General features: G+C 62.1%; 16 protein-coding genes. All 16 read right to left on the reverse strand.

The window, feature by feature from the left end:
* Positions 1-54 precede the first annotated feature (54 nt).
* The 16 genes from FIU93_RS07745 to acnA all read right to left on the reverse strand — a co-directional run bounded on the left by FIU93_RS07745 (position 55) and on the right by acnA (position 15,855).
* On the reverse strand, positions 55-975 hold the full coding sequence (locus FIU93_RS07745) for an NAD-dependent epimerase/dehydratase family protein (RefSeq protein ID WP_152505274.1): 921 nt from the start codon (positions 973-975) through the stop codon (positions 55-57).
* Between the two features lie 163 nt (positions 976-1,138).
* Complete coding sequence (locus tag FIU93_RS07750; protein ID WP_023002741.1) at positions 1,139-1,759, reverse strand: DsbE family thiol:disulfide interchange protein; 621 nt, start codon at positions 1,757-1,759, stop codon at positions 1,139-1,141.
* Complete coding sequence (gene ccmD / locus FIU93_RS07755; protein ID WP_023002742.1) at positions 1,756-1,938, reverse strand: heme exporter protein CcmD; 183 nt, start codon at positions 1,936-1,938, stop codon at positions 1,756-1,758. The genes FIU93_RS07750 and ccmD overlap by 4 nt, the downstream gene beginning before the upstream one ends.
* A gap of 5 nt (positions 1,939-1,943) precedes the next feature.
* Positions 1,944-2,711 carry a heme ABC transporter permease gene (locus tag FIU93_RS07760; protein WP_152505275.1) on the reverse strand — a complete coding sequence of 256 codons (768 nt, stop codon included), beginning with the start codon at positions 2,709-2,711 and terminating at the stop codon, positions 1,944-1,946.
* Positions 2,712-2,791: 80 nt separating this feature from the next.
* Positions 2,792-3,463: a heme exporter protein CcmB gene (gene ccmB, locus FIU93_RS07765; protein ID WP_023002744.1), complete on the reverse strand. Its 672-nt coding sequence runs from the start codon at positions 3,461-3,463 to the stop codon at positions 2,792-2,794.
* Complete coding sequence (gene ccmA / locus FIU93_RS07770; protein WP_152505276.1) at positions 3,460-4,122, reverse strand: heme ABC exporter ATP-binding protein CcmA; 663 nt, start codon at positions 4,120-4,122, stop codon at positions 3,460-3,462. Before ccmA ends, ccmB begins: the two co-directional genes overlap by 4 nt.
* 190 nt (positions 4,123-4,312) lie before the next feature.
* Complete coding sequence (locus FIU93_RS07775) at positions 4,313-5,095, reverse strand: hypothetical protein (RefSeq protein ID WP_023002746.1); 783 nt, start codon at positions 5,093-5,095, stop codon at positions 4,313-4,315.
* A 267-nt stretch (positions 5,096-5,362) separates the two neighbouring features.
* A complete protein-coding gene (locus FIU93_RS07780) occupies positions 5,363-6,253 on the reverse strand; it encodes a hypothetical protein (RefSeq protein WP_152505277.1) in 891 nt (296 codons plus the stop codon).
* Between the two features lie 45 nt (positions 6,254-6,298).
* Positions 6,299-7,216 carry an RDD family protein gene (locus FIU93_RS07785; protein ID WP_209010307.1) on the reverse strand — a complete coding sequence of 306 codons (918 nt, stop codon included), beginning with the start codon at positions 7,214-7,216 and terminating at the stop codon, positions 6,299-6,301.
* A gap of 2 nt (positions 7,217-7,218) precedes the next feature.
* A complete protein-coding gene (locus FIU93_RS07790) occupies positions 7,219-8,214 on the reverse strand; it encodes a stage II sporulation protein M (RefSeq protein ID WP_023002749.1) in 996 nt (331 codons plus the stop codon).
* A complete protein-coding gene (locus FIU93_RS07795; RefSeq protein WP_209010308.1) occupies positions 8,214-9,455 on the reverse strand; it encodes a DUF58 domain-containing protein in 1,242 nt (413 codons plus the stop codon). The genes FIU93_RS07790 and FIU93_RS07795 overlap by 1 nt, the downstream gene beginning before the upstream one ends.
* A gap of 53 nt (positions 9,456-9,508) precedes the next feature.
* On the reverse strand, positions 9,509-10,465 hold the full coding sequence (locus FIU93_RS07800; RefSeq protein ID WP_023002751.1) for a MoxR family ATPase: 957 nt from the start codon (positions 10,463-10,465) through the stop codon (positions 9,509-9,511).
* Positions 10,455-11,777: a hypothetical protein gene (locus FIU93_RS07805; RefSeq protein ID WP_152505279.1), complete on the reverse strand. Its 1,323-nt coding sequence runs from the start codon at positions 11,775-11,777 to the stop codon at positions 10,455-10,457. Before FIU93_RS07805 ends, FIU93_RS07800 begins: the two co-directional genes overlap by 11 nt.
* Complete coding sequence (locus FIU93_RS07810) at positions 11,774-12,430, reverse strand: DUF4129 domain-containing protein (RefSeq protein ID WP_173017291.1); 657 nt, start codon at positions 12,428-12,430, stop codon at positions 11,774-11,776. Before FIU93_RS07810 ends, FIU93_RS07805 begins: the two co-directional genes overlap by 4 nt.
* A 142-nt stretch (positions 12,431-12,572) precedes the next feature.
* On the reverse strand, positions 12,573-12,962 hold the full coding sequence (locus tag FIU93_RS07815) for a VOC family protein (RefSeq protein ID WP_023002754.1): 390 nt from the start codon (positions 12,960-12,962) through the stop codon (positions 12,573-12,575).
* A 217-nt stretch (positions 12,963-13,179) separates the two neighbouring features.
* The gene (gene acnA / locus FIU93_RS07820) at positions 13,180-15,855 is read right to left on the reverse strand and encodes an aconitate hydratase AcnA (protein ID WP_152505281.1); all 2,676 of its coding nucleotides are present in this window, start codon (positions 15,853-15,855) and stop codon (positions 13,180-13,182) included.
* Positions 15,856-15,893 lie beyond the last annotated feature (38 nt).

A 15,893-nucleotide genomic window follows, 5' to 3' on the forward strand; every position in this document is an offset into this window, starting at 1 on the left:
GGGTCCGATTCAGTCAGTCGAAGATTTTCTGCAGGTTCCCGCGCCAACGGCACATCAAGGTGCGCTGTGCTGCTTCACCCATTCCCACGTTTCTCCGATGCCGCGCCGCAGGGGAACGGCAGGCTGCCAGCCGAATGTCGCTCGTGCCCTGGCAATATCCAGCACCACCCGTGGCACATCGAAGTTGCGGCCCGGCTTGTAGACCGGTTCCAGGGTGCGACCTGTGGTCTGGCCGATGATGTCGACGATCTGCGAGATGGACGTGCCTTCGCCGCTTCCGGCGTTGAAGCAGCCGGACGCGCCGGAGATCAGGGCGCGATGACACAGGTCGGCAATGTCTTCGACGTGAACGAAGTCGCGCACGACGCTGCCGTCCCCCCAGATTTCGATGGGGGCGTCCTCCGCCACCTTGCGCAGATAGGTTCCGATCACGCCCAGAAGGCCGACCTGTGCCTGGCGCGGTCCATAGATGTTCGCCGGACGTAGGGCGACGAACTCGAGCCCGTGGAGCTGTTGTTCCATGCGCAGGTACTGTTCGATCGCCAGCTTGACGATGCCGTAGGATGAGATCGGGTTCAGCGGATGATCTTCCGGCACCGGATCCTTTGTCGGGATGCCATAGACTGTGCCACCGGAGGAAAAGAAGACGAGTTTCCTCGTTCCGCTTGCCCGCATGGCTTCCAGAAGACGAACCGTGGGAACGAGGTTGCCGGAGATGTCGGCGGCCGGATCGAGGTTCGAGGTCGAGGGAACGGTTGTGCTGGCCAGATGCACCACCGCATCCACACCGGACAGGGTGTCGGCGAGCCGGTGATGATCGGACAGGCTGTGGAAGACGTAGTCGACACCGGGAAGCGGCGGCCGATACAGTTCCGGCCGGGTGTCCATGACCCGCACCGACAGGCCTTGCTGAAGGCACTTGTCCACGACATGAGACCCGATGAACCCGCAGCCACCGATCACAAGTACTTTCAAGACGGGCCTCTCCGGAATCGGCTGAAAAAGATGATCCGGACTTTAGAACGGCCCCGTGGCGATTTGTAAATGGGGCTTTGCCGGTTCGCCGTTGTCACCGCAGATAATCAGCGGGGACAATGGCCTGCGCAGGTGACAGGCAGGCACCACAAGGTTGGCAAGATCAGGATTTGTTGCCGTCCATGATCTTCTGCAGTTCCGGCAGGAAGACGTCGTAATAGCTTTCGGGGCTCAGCGGACCGATGAACTTGTACCGGATCGTGCCTTCGCCATCGACGACGAAGGTTTCCGGCACGCCGTAGACACCCCATTCGATCGCAGTGCGGCCACCGGTATCAGCGCCGACGCGCTGATACGGATTGCCAAGACTGCCCAGGAAGCGGCGCGCGTTTTCCGGCTTGTCCTTGTAGTTGATACCGAGAAGCTGGATACCCTCGACCTTTGCCAGCTCTTCCAGAAGCGGGTGCTCCTGGCGGCAGGGCACGCACCAGGATGCAAACACATTGACGACGGAAACCTTGCCGATGAGATCCTGACGGGAAAACCCGGCAACGGCGGTGTCACCATCGGTGAGGCCTTCAACCGGCGGCAGGTCGAATTCCGGCGCCGGCTTGTTGATCAGCGCAGAGGGAATTTTCTGCGGATCGCCGCCGAGGGTCAGCTGAAACAGGAACAGGGCGGCGAGCGCTGCGAACACCACCAAGGGCAGCAGCACCAGAACCGGGAAACCGCGTTTGGCAGTCTGCTGCCCGTGTCGGCCGGCGCCGGTATCGTGGGACGTCATGAGCTTGCTTTTCCTTCACCGGCTGGCCGGGCGCGGGAAATGCCCCGGGCTGCCAGGTCCTTGAGGGCTTTTTCCTGTTGGGCCTTGTCGATGCGCACCCAGGCGATCAGTCCGATGACCGTGAAGAGGCAAAGGCCATAGGACGCCCAGATGAAGCCAGCGTGTGGGCCTAGATCCATGAGAATTACTCCGCAGGCTGAGCCGTGGCTGCCGCTGTGCCCGGTTGGGCAGAGCTGGCTGCGCGCAGGCGCAGGGCACGCACGCGGCGGCGCAGGATCTCGTTACGCATTGCCATCAGATGCAACACGAAGAACAGCAGCGTAAAGGCGATCGCCATGACCAGCAGTGGCCAGAGAATGTCCGGATGAATGGTCGGGCCGTCCATGCGCATGACGCTGGCCGGCTGGTGAAGCGTATTCCACCAGTCGACCGAAAACTTGATGATCGGCAGGTTCAGCGCGCCGACGAGCGTCAGCACGGCTGCCGCCTTGCCGGCCTTGATCGGATCTTCCATCGTGCGCCACAGCGTCATCAGGCCAAGATACATGATCAGAAGGACCAGGACCGACGTCAGTCGCGCGTCCCAGACCCAGTAGGTGCCCCACATGGGCTTGCCCCAGAGCGACCCGGTCACGAGTGCCATGAAGGTGAAGGCCGCGCCGATGGGGGCCGCGCTCTTGGCGGAAACATCCGCCAGCGGGTGTTTCCAAACAAGGGTGCCAAGTGAGGACAGCGCCATGACGGAATAGCACATCATGCTGAGCCAGGCGGCCGGCACGTGAATATACATGATCCGCACGGTGTCGCCCTGCTGATAGTCTTCAGGCGCAACGAAGAAGCTCATGTAGAGCCCGGCGGCGAACGCAATGACGCACAAGCCGATAAGCCAGGGCAGAACCACCTGGACCAGCCTCAAAAATCGCGTCGGATTTGCATAATCCCAAATTGCCATGGAACCGTTCTAATCTAGAGCGTTGTCCGCTTCAATGGACGAGTATGCCGCAGGGTGCATTGCGGGGTGTCAAATTGCCGTCAATCTCCTGCAAACCGGAGCGCCGCGGCAGCGGCAAGCGGGCCGATCACCGCCGCAATCAACGACAGCGAACACAGGATCAGGAACGGCGTCAGAAACGGCACGGGATCATGAATAGCGGCATCCGCGGCACTGACGCCGAAAATCAGCACGGGAATGGCCAGCGGTATCACCAGCACGGCCAGCAGCAGTCCACCGCGGCGCAACGAGACGGTGAGGGCCGCGCCGATGGCGCCGATCAGCGTCAGGGCCGGTGTGCCGACCAGCAGCGTGAGCGTGACGGCTCCCGTGGCGACGGGGTCGAGATTGAGAAAGATGCCCAGCAGAGGGGCGGCGATCACCAGCGGCAGGCCCGTTGCGACCCAGTGCGCCAGGCACTTGATCAGCACAAGCAGTTCCAGCGACCGTCCGGCCATCAGCATCAGGTCCAGCGTGCCGTCCTCCCGATCAGCCTGAAACAGCCTGTCCAGTCCGAGGAGCGTCGCCAGCAGCGCGCCAATCCACAAGATGGCAGGACCGATGCGGGAAAGCAGGTTCAGATCCGGACCGACGCCGAAGGGAATGACGGTGACAACGGCCAGGAAGAACAGCACACCGACAAGCGCGCTGCCGCCGACGCGCACAGACAGCCGAAGATCCCGCCGAAACAGCACAACAGCCCAGGAACTCATGCGGGCAGATCCTCCTCGTGCAGCGAAACGGGTTCAGCGGTGCGCAGATGCAGGATCTTGGTATTGGCAAGGGCCAGATCGGTGTGGGTAGCAGTTATGATCATGCCGCCGGCGGTCAGATGTCCGTTCATCAGGTCCAGAAGCTGGCCTTCCGATGCCTTGTCCAGCGCCGACGTCGGCTCATCCATCAGCCAGATCGGCCGGGGCGTGACCAGAAGCCGGGCAAGGGCCAGGCGCCTCGTCTGACCGGCGGAGAGAAATCCTGCCGGCAGGTCTGTCGTGTGGCCTATGCCGAGGAGATCAAGCGCTTCCTCGGGAGACATTGCCGTTGCGCCAAAGACAGATGCCGAAACCGGTGAGGTGAAGCCTTGCCAGAACGTCAGGTTTTCCAGCACGGAAAGCGCCGCCTTGACTGCGTTCTGATGGCCGAAATAATGGGCGTGTTCAGCCGGTGACCGGTCGGCTTCTCCCTGTTCCAGCCGAAGCGTGCCGCCAGCCAGCGCGACAAGACCTGCCAGCGTACGCAGCAGCGACGACTTGCCGATGCCGTTCGCGCCCGTCACGACCAGCGCCGTGCCGGAGGGAAGATCAAAGGACAGGTCCTGAAACACCCGGCGTCCGCCGCGATCGATGGTCAGGTTTTCGGCAATCAGTCTCAGGGGAATGCTCCGGCGGCAGGTTGGGTTGAACCTTGTTAGTTGGCCGCACTGTTATGATGCAAGGAAAATTCCCCGCCTTGTCTTTGCTCAAAGACAAAACACCCGGGGCTTGCCCCGGGTGCTCTGGAGTCCGGACCCGCTTGCCGGACAATTTCAAAAAGCAGCGCGGGTTGCCCGCGTTGTAGGGCAATCAGTCGAAGACAGATGCGATCTGGTCGACGCTGACGCCTTCCTTGATTTCACGCAGGCGCGCGTAAATCAGTGCGACGAGGATACTCAGGAAACCTGCGCCGACTGTGGAAATGGCAGCGAACAGGATGATGCCGATTACCATGCCGATGCTGCCGGCCGAGGCCACGAGGCCGACGACGAACAGAGCGACGATGTTGATGATGGTGGCACAGATGATGGCCAGTACCAGCGCACCCAGGATCGGCCAGCGGTATTCCTTGGTGAGATACTTGCTGCGACCAAGACCGCCGAAGCCGGCGCGTTCGATGACGACGGCCGGTGCCATGACGGCGAATACCGCATAGACCCAGAGGCCGGGAACGACCAGCAGGACCAGGCCGATACCAACCAGGATCGAGACGACGATCGAGAGGATCGCCAGCGGCACGACAGCGCTCAGGGCCGGACCGAAGTAACGGCCAAGCTGTACCGGGCGCGACAGCTTCGCGTCATAGGCAAGCTGCACCAGAAGTGCGGTGGTGATGGAATAGACCACCATGCTGACGAGGATCGACAGCACGTTGGCAACAGCGCTGCCGGGGCCGGTGAACTCCTGCGGCTGGATGCCGAGTGCGGCGCCGAAGCCGACCAGCAGGCCGGAAATCAGGAAGCCGATCAGGTTCGGCACGAAGCCGACGATGACGACCTGAATGAAATGCTTGAGGAGGATCGAGAAGCTCTCGCCGATGATGGAGCCAACGCCAAGGGAGGCCGTTGGCTGGCTTAGGGTCGTGTCGGTCATTCAATTGCTCCGTAAAACTTCCAATAGTTTTTTCAAAAGTGGTTATCTAATTCCAGCCCACATGCCAACGAACGCTGCCCGCCAAACGGGAGGAGCGACGATCATCCGCCTGAAGCCGTGGACTGTCCGAAAACCGGTAGATCCCGATCGCATGAGCATCTTGCCCGCCCTCTGCTGAAGACAGTCACTCTTGCGATTTTTCACCATAAATCCTTCTGCAGCAGGTCACAAGCGGGGCCTTGCGCGGAAGTTCAACCCTCCTGACACTCAGTCGAAGACATCGGCGACCTGGTCAACGCTGATACCTTCCTTGATTTCGCGCAGTCGCGCGTAGACCAACGTGGCAAGGATTGCCAACGGTCCGCTTGCCAGCGCGTTGGTTGCGGCAAAGACGGGCAGGGCCCAGACGTAACTTCCCTCACGGGCGAGAAGCTCCACTGGAAAGGCGCCGGCAATCGTGACGGCCAGCGAGCAAAGCCAGACCGGCAGCAGTGCGCCGGCAATCTGCCAACGATAGGTTTTCGTCAGCGCCCAGCTGCGGCTCATGCCGCTGAAGCCAACCCGTTCAATGACGACAGCGGGGGCCAAAACCGAGAAGACCGAACATCCCCACAGGGCGACAAAAGGAAGAACCGCAAGCGCCGTGATGGAAATCAGGGTCGTATTCACGAAGATCGCAATGAAGACCAGCGGCAGCGCAATGCACACGAAGATGACGACCAACAGCCCGTTTTGCAGGCAGATCGGTGCGCTGGCCTTGAGGGCCGGCAGCAAATAGCGGGCAATCGAGACCGGGCGGTTCAACCGGGCGTCATAGGTCAGCTGGGCGAGAAAGGCCGCAGTTACGGCAAAAACGATCACATCGACAAAGGCCGTCGCAAGGTCGACGAGGCCGGCCAGGTCGCTGGTGTCGTCCGTTTCCAGATTGAGCGCGGCATCGACTCCGACAAGCGATCCAGCCAGCAGAGCGCCCATGAGGCTGACTACAAAACCGATCGCAAGGACCGGCACAAGATTCCGGATCGTGATGGAAAAACTGGTTCCTATCAGCGCGCCGATCCCAAGTGACTGCCGGACATGGCGCCCCTGCGACCCCTCGGACTGGCCAACCCGATCAAGGAAATAGGCTCTGAGGCTATGATTGTCCTGTTTCTGCAATCTGGCTGATCCACTTGATGATTGGAGCCGGAGAGGGCGAAAGGTCTATTTTTCCTCGCCGGATTGGGCATAGTGCTTGTTTTCCCGCTTGTCGCCGAACAGCTGGCGTTGCTCGAGATGTTCCCGCTGGGCGTTGTAGAACGCCTGCAGGAACGGCAAACGATCCACCGGAGGAACCGGAGCGGCATAGCCGATCTTCTTGCGGATCTTTTCCACGATGGCTTCCAGGGTGGCGTTCCGCTGGTGGGCAGCTTCGGCTCCGGACGGTGTATTCTGGCCACGCAGCAGCGTTTCCAGTGTCTGCAGTTCGAAGGCGCCGTAGTGGTCGAGCTGATGGGACAGGAAGACGAATTTCTTGCGTGCTGTCCCGGTCGCGACCGTCTCGCTGGCCAGATCCTTCAAAAGCACCGGCACCGGCAGGTGGATGACATGGGTGCCTGCCATCATGTCGCCAAGCCGGCGCCGGTAGCGGTTGAACAGGGGGATCATCAGCGACATGGCAACCCAGGCAAAAGCGGCGAGCGAGGCAAGCGGCGTTGCCGAATCCAGCGTCAGCAGAAGCGTCCCGGGCAGGAAGATCTCCGCCTCCTTCATCAGGTTGCGCAGGACAAGCGCGCGAGCGGTCAGTGGTCCGCCGTCATGGGAAACCACCTTGATCTTCATCAGCCGTTTGCCGAGGGTCTGGCCGTTCCAGGCCAGTTCGGCCAGCACATAGTAGGGAACCCGGATCAGGAAGAACAGCAGGGCGGCGATGGCCATCAGTGTCTGCGGTGTCGTAAGGTTGATCAGAGCGAGCAGGATCACCAGGCAGGTCGCGGCAATCGCGGTCAGGATGATATCGATGAGCTGGGCAGAAAAGCGCACCCCAACACCCGCGATGGGCAGCGTCAGTGCAACGCCCTCCGGCGGCACAAGCGTTGAAGCCGGTGGCCGGTCGGTCTTGGTTCGTTTCCAGAAACGCATTCTCATCGCCGGCTCCGGCCTCCCAACAGGAACCAGGACAGCCAGAGCGCACCGATCCCCCAACCGATGATCAACCGGGCGTCAAGACTTTGCACCAGTTGCCGGCCGAAGCCTTCCAGAAGTGCGGCTGCCACCAGCATGATGGCTGCGACAATCGCCAGTTTCACGGCATCGCGACCGGCTTCGCGCAAGGCAACGCTGCGCGATCTGTCACCCGGAAAAAGCACTGCGGCCCCCAATTGCAACCCGCCGCCGCAGGCAATGCAGATGGCAGAGATCTCGGTGACGCCATGGATCGACAGCCAGCCGACGAGATCGAGACCCAGGCCCCGGTCGACGTGAAGGGCGAGGAAGGCACCGAGCGACAGGCCGTTGTAGAATGTCAGCAAGACGGCAGGGGCGCAGGCGAAGACACCAAGACCGAAAACGAAGATCGCGATGCGGGTGTTGTGGGAAAACAGATAGGTCGCGAAGGCACCGAGCCCGCTTGCCTGGTCGGTGCCGTAGATGACCGAGCGCAGGGATTCCGTAGTCGCGTCCGGCCCACGGTTGCCGGCAAGTTCGGCCGGCATCATCACGTAGAACCAGTCGTTGTTCTCGAAATAGAGCAGATAACCCGTGAGGGCGCCAAGCGCCATGCACAGGAATCCGATCAGAATGTAGAACCAGGACCGGCGCATCGCCCGTGGCGCACCCTCCCTCAGGAAGTGCTCCAGCAGGCCTCCAAGTCGTTCCTGCGGGGCGTAGACGCACAGATATGCACGGGCCGTGAGCGCTTCCAGATAGCCGAGCAGAGCCTTGTCGAGCGAGATTTCGCGGGCAATTGCGAGCGAGGTCGTCGCCTGCCGGTAGAGAGAGGCAAGATCTCGGGTCTCCGCGAATTCCATATGCTGAAGGCCCTGGCCTTCGGCCTTGCGAACCAGGGTTTCCAGCCTCTGCCAGTCGGCTTCCCGTTCCTTCCGGAACCGGGCGGAGCGCATCAGATCCTGTGTGTCCATCAGATCAGCTCCCGTGCCTTGATTTCAAGATAGGCGGAAATCAGCCGCGCGGTCACGGCATTCGGTTTGGCGTCGACGATGGTGACGCCCATTCGGGACAGTTTTTCGAACACCAGGCGGCGTTCATTGAGTGCCTGGTTGGCGGCAACAAGCGTGGCCGCGCCATCGAGATCTCCCGGTGCCGTTTCCACCAGCTTCTCAAGGTCGGGATCGCGGATTGCGACGAAAATCAGCAGGTGCCGCTTGGCCAGGATGCCGATGTTCTCCACCAATAATTCGGCCGATGTGGTGTCGACGAAATCAGTGAAGATGATCAGCAGGCTGCGTTTGGGCGTCCGGGCGTTCAACTCGGTGAGCGCGAGGGTGTGGTTGGTTTCGCGGCTGACATAGGAAAGCTCCGCCGTCCAGCTGCGCAGCCGTGCAAACGCCGTCCTGCCCGGAGCGGGTGCGGAAAAGGTGCGCGGTTTGACGTCGTAGGAATAATAGCCGACCAGGTCGCCGCCAATGGCAGCCGCCCAGGCGGTTGCCAGCGCTGCGGTCACGGCGTGGTCGATCTTCGGCAGGCCGCCGATCTCCTCGCGCATCAGATAGCCGTTGTCGAGTGCGACAATGACATGGTGATTTCGCTCGGCGCGCAATTCCTTGGCGACAAGGGAACGCCGCCGGGCCGACCGCTTCCAGTCGATCGTCTTGATGTCCATGCCCTGGACGAAATCCCGCAGTTGCTGGAATTCCGATCCTTCACCGACAGCGCGGTTTTCCTTCACGCCGTAAAGCGTCGACAGAACGGTGGTGGTGATCTGCCCGGACTGCACCATGCGGATGTTCGGGACCACACGGATTTCTGCCCCGACGGCCAGTTTCGGCACGAACTCCAGCAATTTGAGGCGCGAGTGCCAGGATAGCCAGAGATGGTCCACGCGCCAGACGCCGCGCCGGATCGCCCGGCAGGCAACCTCCGCCCGAGCGGTGCCGTCCGCTGCCGGGGCAAACGCGAACTCCGCGTCGCCGCCGAGGCCTTCCGGCCAGTCCAATTTCGCTCGCAGGGCCAAGGGCGCCTGGGCAAGTTCCAGTTGAAGCTTTGCCGTCTCACCGACAAATACCTCCGCCGGAGCCTCGAACGTCAGGTTCTGCGGTCGCCGGAGTGACATAGCCATGTCGATGACGACCAGAAGCACGAGCACGATCCAGGGAACCGCGCCGATTTCACGCGCAGCGCCCCCGGTGACAACCGTGATCACCGAGATGGCCAGAGCCAATGCGCCAAAGGCGAGCAGTCGTTTGGACGGCCGGATCAGCGGGGAGCCTCGATCTGGTTGAGGATGTTTTCCAGGACCTGCGCCGGGCTGCGGCCTTCGATTTCCGCCGCCGGGCCGAGAACGATCCTGTGGCGAAGGGCCGGCACGAACAAACGTTTGACGTCGTCGGGAATGGCGTAATCGCGTCCGTTGAGCGCCGCCGTTGCCCGTGCCGCACTTGCCAGCGCGTCGGCCGCGCGGGTCGAGGCACCGAAGGCGATTTCGGAACTTTGGCGGGTCGCGCGGATCAGGCGCAGGATATAGGCGAGGATGTCATCCTTCAGGATGATGCTGTCGACCAGCGCTCTTGTTTCCTCAAGTGTGGTGGAATCGAGCACCTTGGACAGCGTGGCGGTTTCCATGCCGGCTTCCAGCGGCTTGTCCGCGTGCTGGCGCAGGATCGCCATCTCGATGTCTTCGGGCGGGAAGTCGATCACCAGCTTGAACAGGAACCGGTCGAGCTGGGCTTCCGGCAGGGGATAGGTGCCCTGCTGCTCGATGGGGTTCTGCGTTGCCACGACAATGAATTCCCGTCCGAGGGAATGATCCGTGCCGTCGATGCTGACCATGCGTTCGCTCATGGCCTGCAGCAGGGCGGCCTGGGTCTTGGGCGGGGCGCGGTTGATTTCGTCGGCCAGCAGCACCTGCGAGAACACGGGTCCCTTGGTCAGCACGAAGGCGTTGGTGCGGAAATCGAAGATCGATGTGCCGAGCACGTCGCCGGGCATCAGGTCCGGCGTGAACTGGATACGGCCGAAATCGAGTGCCAGAGCCGCCGAGAAACTGCGGGCAAGCAGCGTCTTGGCGGTGCCGGGAGGGCCTTCCAGCAGCACGTGGCCGCGGGCAAACAAGGCGATCAGCAACAGGTCGATGATGTCGTCCTGACCGAGTACGGTCCGGCCGATCTCCGTCCGCAAGGCATCGGTCCGTTCGCGCAGCGCTTCAAGCGTCATGGGTTATTTGCTCCAATACCTGTTCCAATTGGTCGATTTGCTGGATGGCTTCCGTGGCCGGAAGCCGGGCAGGCAGTTTTCGTATGTCGGCCAGGATCGCGCGCAGGCGCGGTGCAAGGGCCGGATGCCGGCGTTCGGTGTAGGTCAGGAAGGCGTCTTCCCCGGCATAGTGGCGGGCATGGGCCGGACCGAACAGGGCAGAGGCCGTCGCCGAAATACGGGCGGTCGCATATTCGCGAATGAGAGCGCCATCCTGCCCGGATAGCCGCATAAGCCTTGCGCGCGCCTGGACCGCCAGATCCTTGCCGGCGCCAGGTCCCGCCTCTTCGTCGCGGATGGGGCCGTAGCGGATGAAGCTGCGCCAGAGCGCCAGCCCCAGCAACAGTGCCGTGCCGAGCCACAGGGTGAGGAAGGGCGGTCCGAAGAAACGGAGCAGATCTTCCCAGGTGCGCTCGCGCTTGGGTTCGTTCACGGGATCGCGCAGCCAAGAGGAGCGGCTGTAGTCGATGACGATATTCCGGTTGCCGGCCTTTTCAGTCAGAACATCAAGGGCAATGCCGGCATTGTCGCCCAATCGCAGGCCATGGTTGTTGATCAGGTCCGGATCGGACAGCACCAGAATACGATCCTGTTCGCCGTCACCGGCATCGGCGAGCGGGCAATCGGCCAGCAGCATTGCGCCGGTGTCACCGACGATCGGGCGGCAGGCCTCGTTGGCGAAGGTCTGGGCGGCGTAGATCTCCGCCCGCAAGGGCTCGCCTTGCTGTGACTGGTACCGGAAGTCGGAGAAGGGCCGAGTTGCGGCGGTAATTTTCGTGCCGCTGGTGCCGGTCACCTTGTTGACGATTGTCTGAAGACGGTCCGCCTCAACCTTCAGGAAAGGGTGGGCAAGGCCGGTCAGGCGCATGCCGCTGCGCCATTTCGGCAGCACAAGCAGGGTTGAAACACGCTCGGCCTTTTCCAGGACGACCGCGGTCGCCAGATCGTATTCATCCTGCTGCAGCAGCAGTTCTTCCTTGGTACGAGGGCTGCTGCGTTCGCTGTCCGGCAGCGTATCGTAAAGCGGTACCACCAGCAGGCCGACCGCTGTCTGGTCCATCAGCCAACCGCCAGCAAAATTCTGCGCACTGGCCCCATTTGTCGCCAGCCAGACCTGCAGGCCGTCCAGCCCGGCGGGCGAGCGGCGCAAGACCTGCTGGCGCTGGGACAGGATGTACCAGCCGGCAATCAGAACCGCGACGCAGATCAGTGCGATGACGGCGGTTTCCAGGCTCGGGCCCTTGGGCCGCGTATTTGCAGCGCTCTCGCTCATGCCGCCTCCGGACCCAGCAGGTAGCGGCAGTTCGCAACGTGGTCGTTGAATTCGTCTTCGCTGACGTGCCTGCCGCCGAATTGCACTCGTTCGGCCATGGTCACAAGCTTGCGCAGCAGCTCCCTCGCCTGGCTTTCGGGCAACTGGCGCAAGGCGTCGCGTGCCGTCCAGCTGCGCTGCATCAGGATGCCGTTGGCTGCAATGGCGGTGGCCAGCACCTTTTGCGTCAGCAGCACAAGGGCTCTCTGCCGATCTTCCATGCGCAGGATCTCGTCAAGCGGAGCGAGTTTTTCCGCCCAGACCGGGGCCTGTCCGCGGATGCGGGGGCGGGTGCTGTCGGGGTTGCTTGCCTCCCGGCCTAGCGACACCGTGAACCGTCCACCGAAGCGCAGGAAGAAATAGGCAACGGCAACAAGGATGCCACCTACGATCAGGCCCGGAATCCAGCGGTTGTCGATGGTCGGGTCTGCCTGATCCGCCGCAGGTTTCGGCGGCTCCTGGGTGGTGTCCAGTTTGGGTGGCGGTGCGGAGGGGTCGAAATAGGCCACGTCCGTATCGATCCCGCGCAGACGGATTGCACGCAGGTACTCCGTGCCCGAGTCGCCGATTTCAAGCGGTTCCTGAACGGCTTCCTGTGCATATGAGGGGAGCAAAGTCCCTGAAAGGATCAATAAAAAACAGACGATCAAAAATCGGCGCATGACGGGTTTATTAGCGGCTCGTTCTGAGCTTCGCAACCGACAGCTGCTGCCAGGGTTCCGTTAGGATCTCGCTCCCCGTTTTTACCCAGGGCATTCACTGCCCGATCCGCTCCAGATGCTCGCCGAAATAGAGCATGTTCCCGTCCGGGTCCCTTGCGCCGAATTCGCGCATGTCCCAGGGCCGGTCGGTGATCGCCTCGGCGATATCGGCGCCCGCTTCTGTCACCGAGGTGTAATAGCCGTCGATCCCAGCCACGAAGCAATAGGCCGTCGCCGGATGCCGTCCGGCCCCGGCCGACAGATGCAATTCGACATGGTCCCGGCACAAAATGGCATAGCGGACGGGCTCGGCCTCCGTATCCGCCCATTCGAACCGGCTCTCGAACAGGAGCCTGTTCCGGTAATAGGCGACGGCGGCCTTCAGGTCGGAAACCGGAAAGACCGGAGCGATATGGGAGAGATGCGGTGGTTTGGTATCTGGCATGAGGAAACCTCCGGAACTGCCTGAGGTTGAGCCTGACGGACTTTTCCACCAGTGGCAAATAACAAAAGCGCCCTGCAGCGCGAAGCATGCGCTGGGTTCCGGATCAGCGCGCAACGTCGCTGCACTTGTCCGGAATGAGCCACCGGAGGGGTTGTTATCCAAAAAAACGGGCCCCGCAGGGCCCGCTTCGATCTCATCTGACTTGAAAAGCCGACCCTCAGCTCGTCACGAGGTTCCTGAGTACGTAGTGCAGGATGCCGCCGGCCTTGATGTATTCCAGCTCGTCCAGCGTATCGACGCGGCACAGGCACTCGATGGTCTTGGTGGTGCCGTCCTCATAGGTGACTTCGACGTCCATCATCTGGCGCGGCTGGATGTCGGCGATGCCCTTGATGGTCACGCGTTCCTTGCCGGTGATGTTGTGCGACTGCCAGCTTTCGCCTTCCTTGAAGGTGAGCGGGATGACGCCCATGCCGACCAGGTTGGAACGGTGGATACGCTCGAAGGACTGCGCGATGACCGCACGCACGCCGAGGAGGTTGGTGCCCTTCGCGGCCCAGTCACGGGACGAGCCCGTGCCGTATTCCTTGCCGGCGAAGATAACCAGCGGAACACCTGCTTCCTTGTATTCCATGCAGGCGTCGTAGATCCATTCCTTCTTGCCGTCCTTCATGGTGACGCCGCCTTCGACACCCGGAACCATCTGGTTCTTGATGCGGATGTTGGCGAAGGTGCCGCGCATCATGACTTCATGGTTGCCGCGGCGCGAGCCGTAGGAGTTGAAGTCCTTCTGGGCGACCTGGTGCTCGGACAGGTATTTGCCGGCCGGGCTGTCCAGCTTGATCGAGCCGGCCGGAGAAATGTGGTCGGTGGTGATCGAATCCAGGAACAGGCCCATGACCGCCGCATTCTCGATGTCCTGAAGCGGCTTTGGCTCCATGGTCATGCCTTCGAAGTAGGGCGGGTTCTGGACGTAGGTCGAGGACACCGGCCAGGAGTAAGTCAGGCCGCCTTCCACCTTGATGCCCTGCCAGTGCTCGTCGCCCTTGAAGACGTCGGAATAGCGGGTGCGGAACATCTCCTCGTTGATCGAGGCGCGGATGAGGTCGGTGATCTCTTCCGTGGTTGGCCAGATGTCCTTCAGGTAGACCGGGTTGCCGTTCTGATCCTCGCCGAGGGGATCCTCGGTGATGTTGATGTTCAGGTTGCCGGCAAGGGCATAGGCGACCACCAGCGGCGGCGAGGCCAGGTAGTTGGCGCGCACGTCTGGATTGACGCGACCTTCGAAGTTGCGGTTGCCGGACAGCACCGAGCAGGCAATCAGGTCGTTGTCGTTGACCGCCTTGGAGATCGCCGGGTCCAGCGGACCGGAGTTGCCGATACAGGTGGTGCAGCCGTAACCGGCCAGCGTGAAGCCGAGCGCGTCGAGGTCGTCCTGAACGCCGGCCTTTTCGAGGTAGTCGGTCACGACCTGGGATCCGGGCGCCAGGGAGGTTTTCACCCATGGCTTCACCTTCAGGCCCTTCTTCAGCGCGTTGCGAGCCACGAGGCCGGCGCCGATCAGAACGGACGGGTTGGAGGTGTTGGTGCAGGACGTGATGGCGGCGATCACAACGTCGCCGTTGCCGATGTCGTAGTCCTTGCCTTCAACGGCAACGCGCTTGGACAGCTCGCCCGCCTTCTTGAACTCGTCCGTCATGGTCTTGGCGAAACCGGCTGCGGCATCGGCAAGATTGATACGATCCTGCGGGCGCTTCGGTCCGGAAATCGACGGAACGACGGTGGAAATGTCGAGTTCCAGCGTGTCGGTGAAGACCGGCTCCTCGCCGCCGGAGCGGTACATGCCCTGCGCCTTGGAGTATTCGGCAACCAGGGCGACGCGGTCCTTGTCGCGGCCGGTGGCTTCCAGGTACTTCAGGGTTTCCTTGTCGACCGGGAAGAAGCCGCAGGTCGCGCCGTATTCCGGCGCCATGTTGGCGATGGTGGCCGCATCTTCCAGCGACAGGTTGTCGAGGCCGGGGCCATAGAATTCGACGAATTTGCCGACGACGCCCTTCTGGCGCAGCATTTCCACGACGCGCAGCACGAGGTCGGTCGCGGTGATGCCCTCGTTCAGCTTGCCGGTCAGCTTGAAGCCGACGACTTCCGGGATCAGCATGGAGATCGGCTGGCCGAGCATGGCGGCTTCCGCCTCGATGCCGCCGACGCCCCAGCCCAGAACCGCCAGGCCGTTGACCATGGTGGTGTGGCTGTCGGTGCCGACCAGCGTGTCGGGATAGGCGACGGTTTCACCGTCCTCGTCCCTGGTCCAGACGGTCTGGGCCAGATACTCCAGGTTCACCTGGTGGCAGATGCCGGTTCCCGGGGGGACGGCACGGAAATTGTTGAAGGCGGACTGGCCCCAGCGCAGGAACTCGTAGCGCTCGCGGTTGCGCTCGTATTCCAGTTCGACGTTCTGCCTGAAGGCGTCCTTGGTGCCGAAATAATCGATCATCACCGAGTGGTCGATGACAAGGTCGACCGGAACCAGCGGGTTGACCTTCTCCGGATCGCCGCCGAGCTTCACGGCAGCATCGCGCATGGCGGCAAGGTCGACCACGGCCGGAACACCGGTGAAGTCCTGCATCAGCACGCGGGCCGGGCGATAGGAGATCTCGTGATCGGACTTGCGGGTCTTCAGCCATTCGGCGCAGGCAAGGATATCTGCCTTGGTCACCGTGCGGCCGTCTTCGAAGCGCAGCAGGTTCTCAAGCACCACCTTCAGCGAGAACGGCAGCCTGGAAACACCTTCGAGGCCGTTCTTCTCCGCTTCGGGAATGGAAAAATAGGTGTAGGTCTTGCCGCCGGCGGTCAGTGTTTTCTTACACTTGAAGCTGTCGAGGGACTGGGTCACGACGTGCGATCTCCTTTATTGTCCAAAAGGCCCGGGCC

Origin of the sequence: Labrenzia sp. THAF35, assembly GCF_009363595.1 — a bacterium.
GTDB lineage: Bacteria > Pseudomonadota > Alphaproteobacteria > Rhizobiales > Stappiaceae > Roseibium > Roseibium algicola.

Bases quoted from the DNA above. Each gene is read 5' to 3' on its own strand.
- FIU93_RS07760 (WP_152505275.1), bottom strand. From the start codon at position 2,711: ATGGCAATTTGGGATTATGCAAATCCGACGCGATTTTTGAGGCTGGTC.
- FIU93_RS07775 (WP_023002746.1), bottom strand. From the start codon at position 5,095: ATGACCGACACGACCCTAAGCCAGCCAACGGCCTCCCTTGGCGTTGGC.
- FIU93_RS07800 (WP_023002751.1), bottom strand. From the start codon at position 10,465: ATGACGCTTGAAGCGCTGCGCGAACGGACCGATGCCTTGCGGACGGAG.
- FIU93_RS07805 (WP_152505279.1), bottom strand. From the start codon at position 11,777: ATGAGCGAGAGCGCTGCAAATACGCGGCCCAAGGGCCCGAGCCTGGAA.
- ccmD (WP_023002742.1), bottom strand. From the start codon at position 1,938: ATGGATCTAGGCCCACACGCTGGCTTCATCTGGGCGTCCTATGGCCTT.
- FIU93_RS07815 (WP_023002754.1), bottom strand. From the start codon at position 12,962: ATGCCAGATACCAAACCACCGCATCTCTCCCATATCGCTCCGGTCTTT.
- FIU93_RS07785 (WP_209010307.1), bottom strand. From the start codon at position 7,216: ATGCGTTTCTGGAAACGAACCAAGACCGACCGGCCACCGGCTTCAACG.
- FIU93_RS07750 (WP_023002741.1), bottom strand. From the start codon at position 1,759: ATGACGTCCCACGATACCGGCGCCGGCCGACACGGGCAGCAGACTGCC.
- ccmB (WP_023002744.1), bottom strand. From the start codon at position 3,463: ATGAGTTCCTGGGCTGTTGTGCTGTTTCGGCGGGATCTTCGGCTGTCT.
- FIU93_RS07790 (WP_023002749.1), bottom strand. From the start codon at position 8,214: ATGGACACACAGGATCTGATGCGCTCCGCCCGGTTCCGGAAGGAACGG.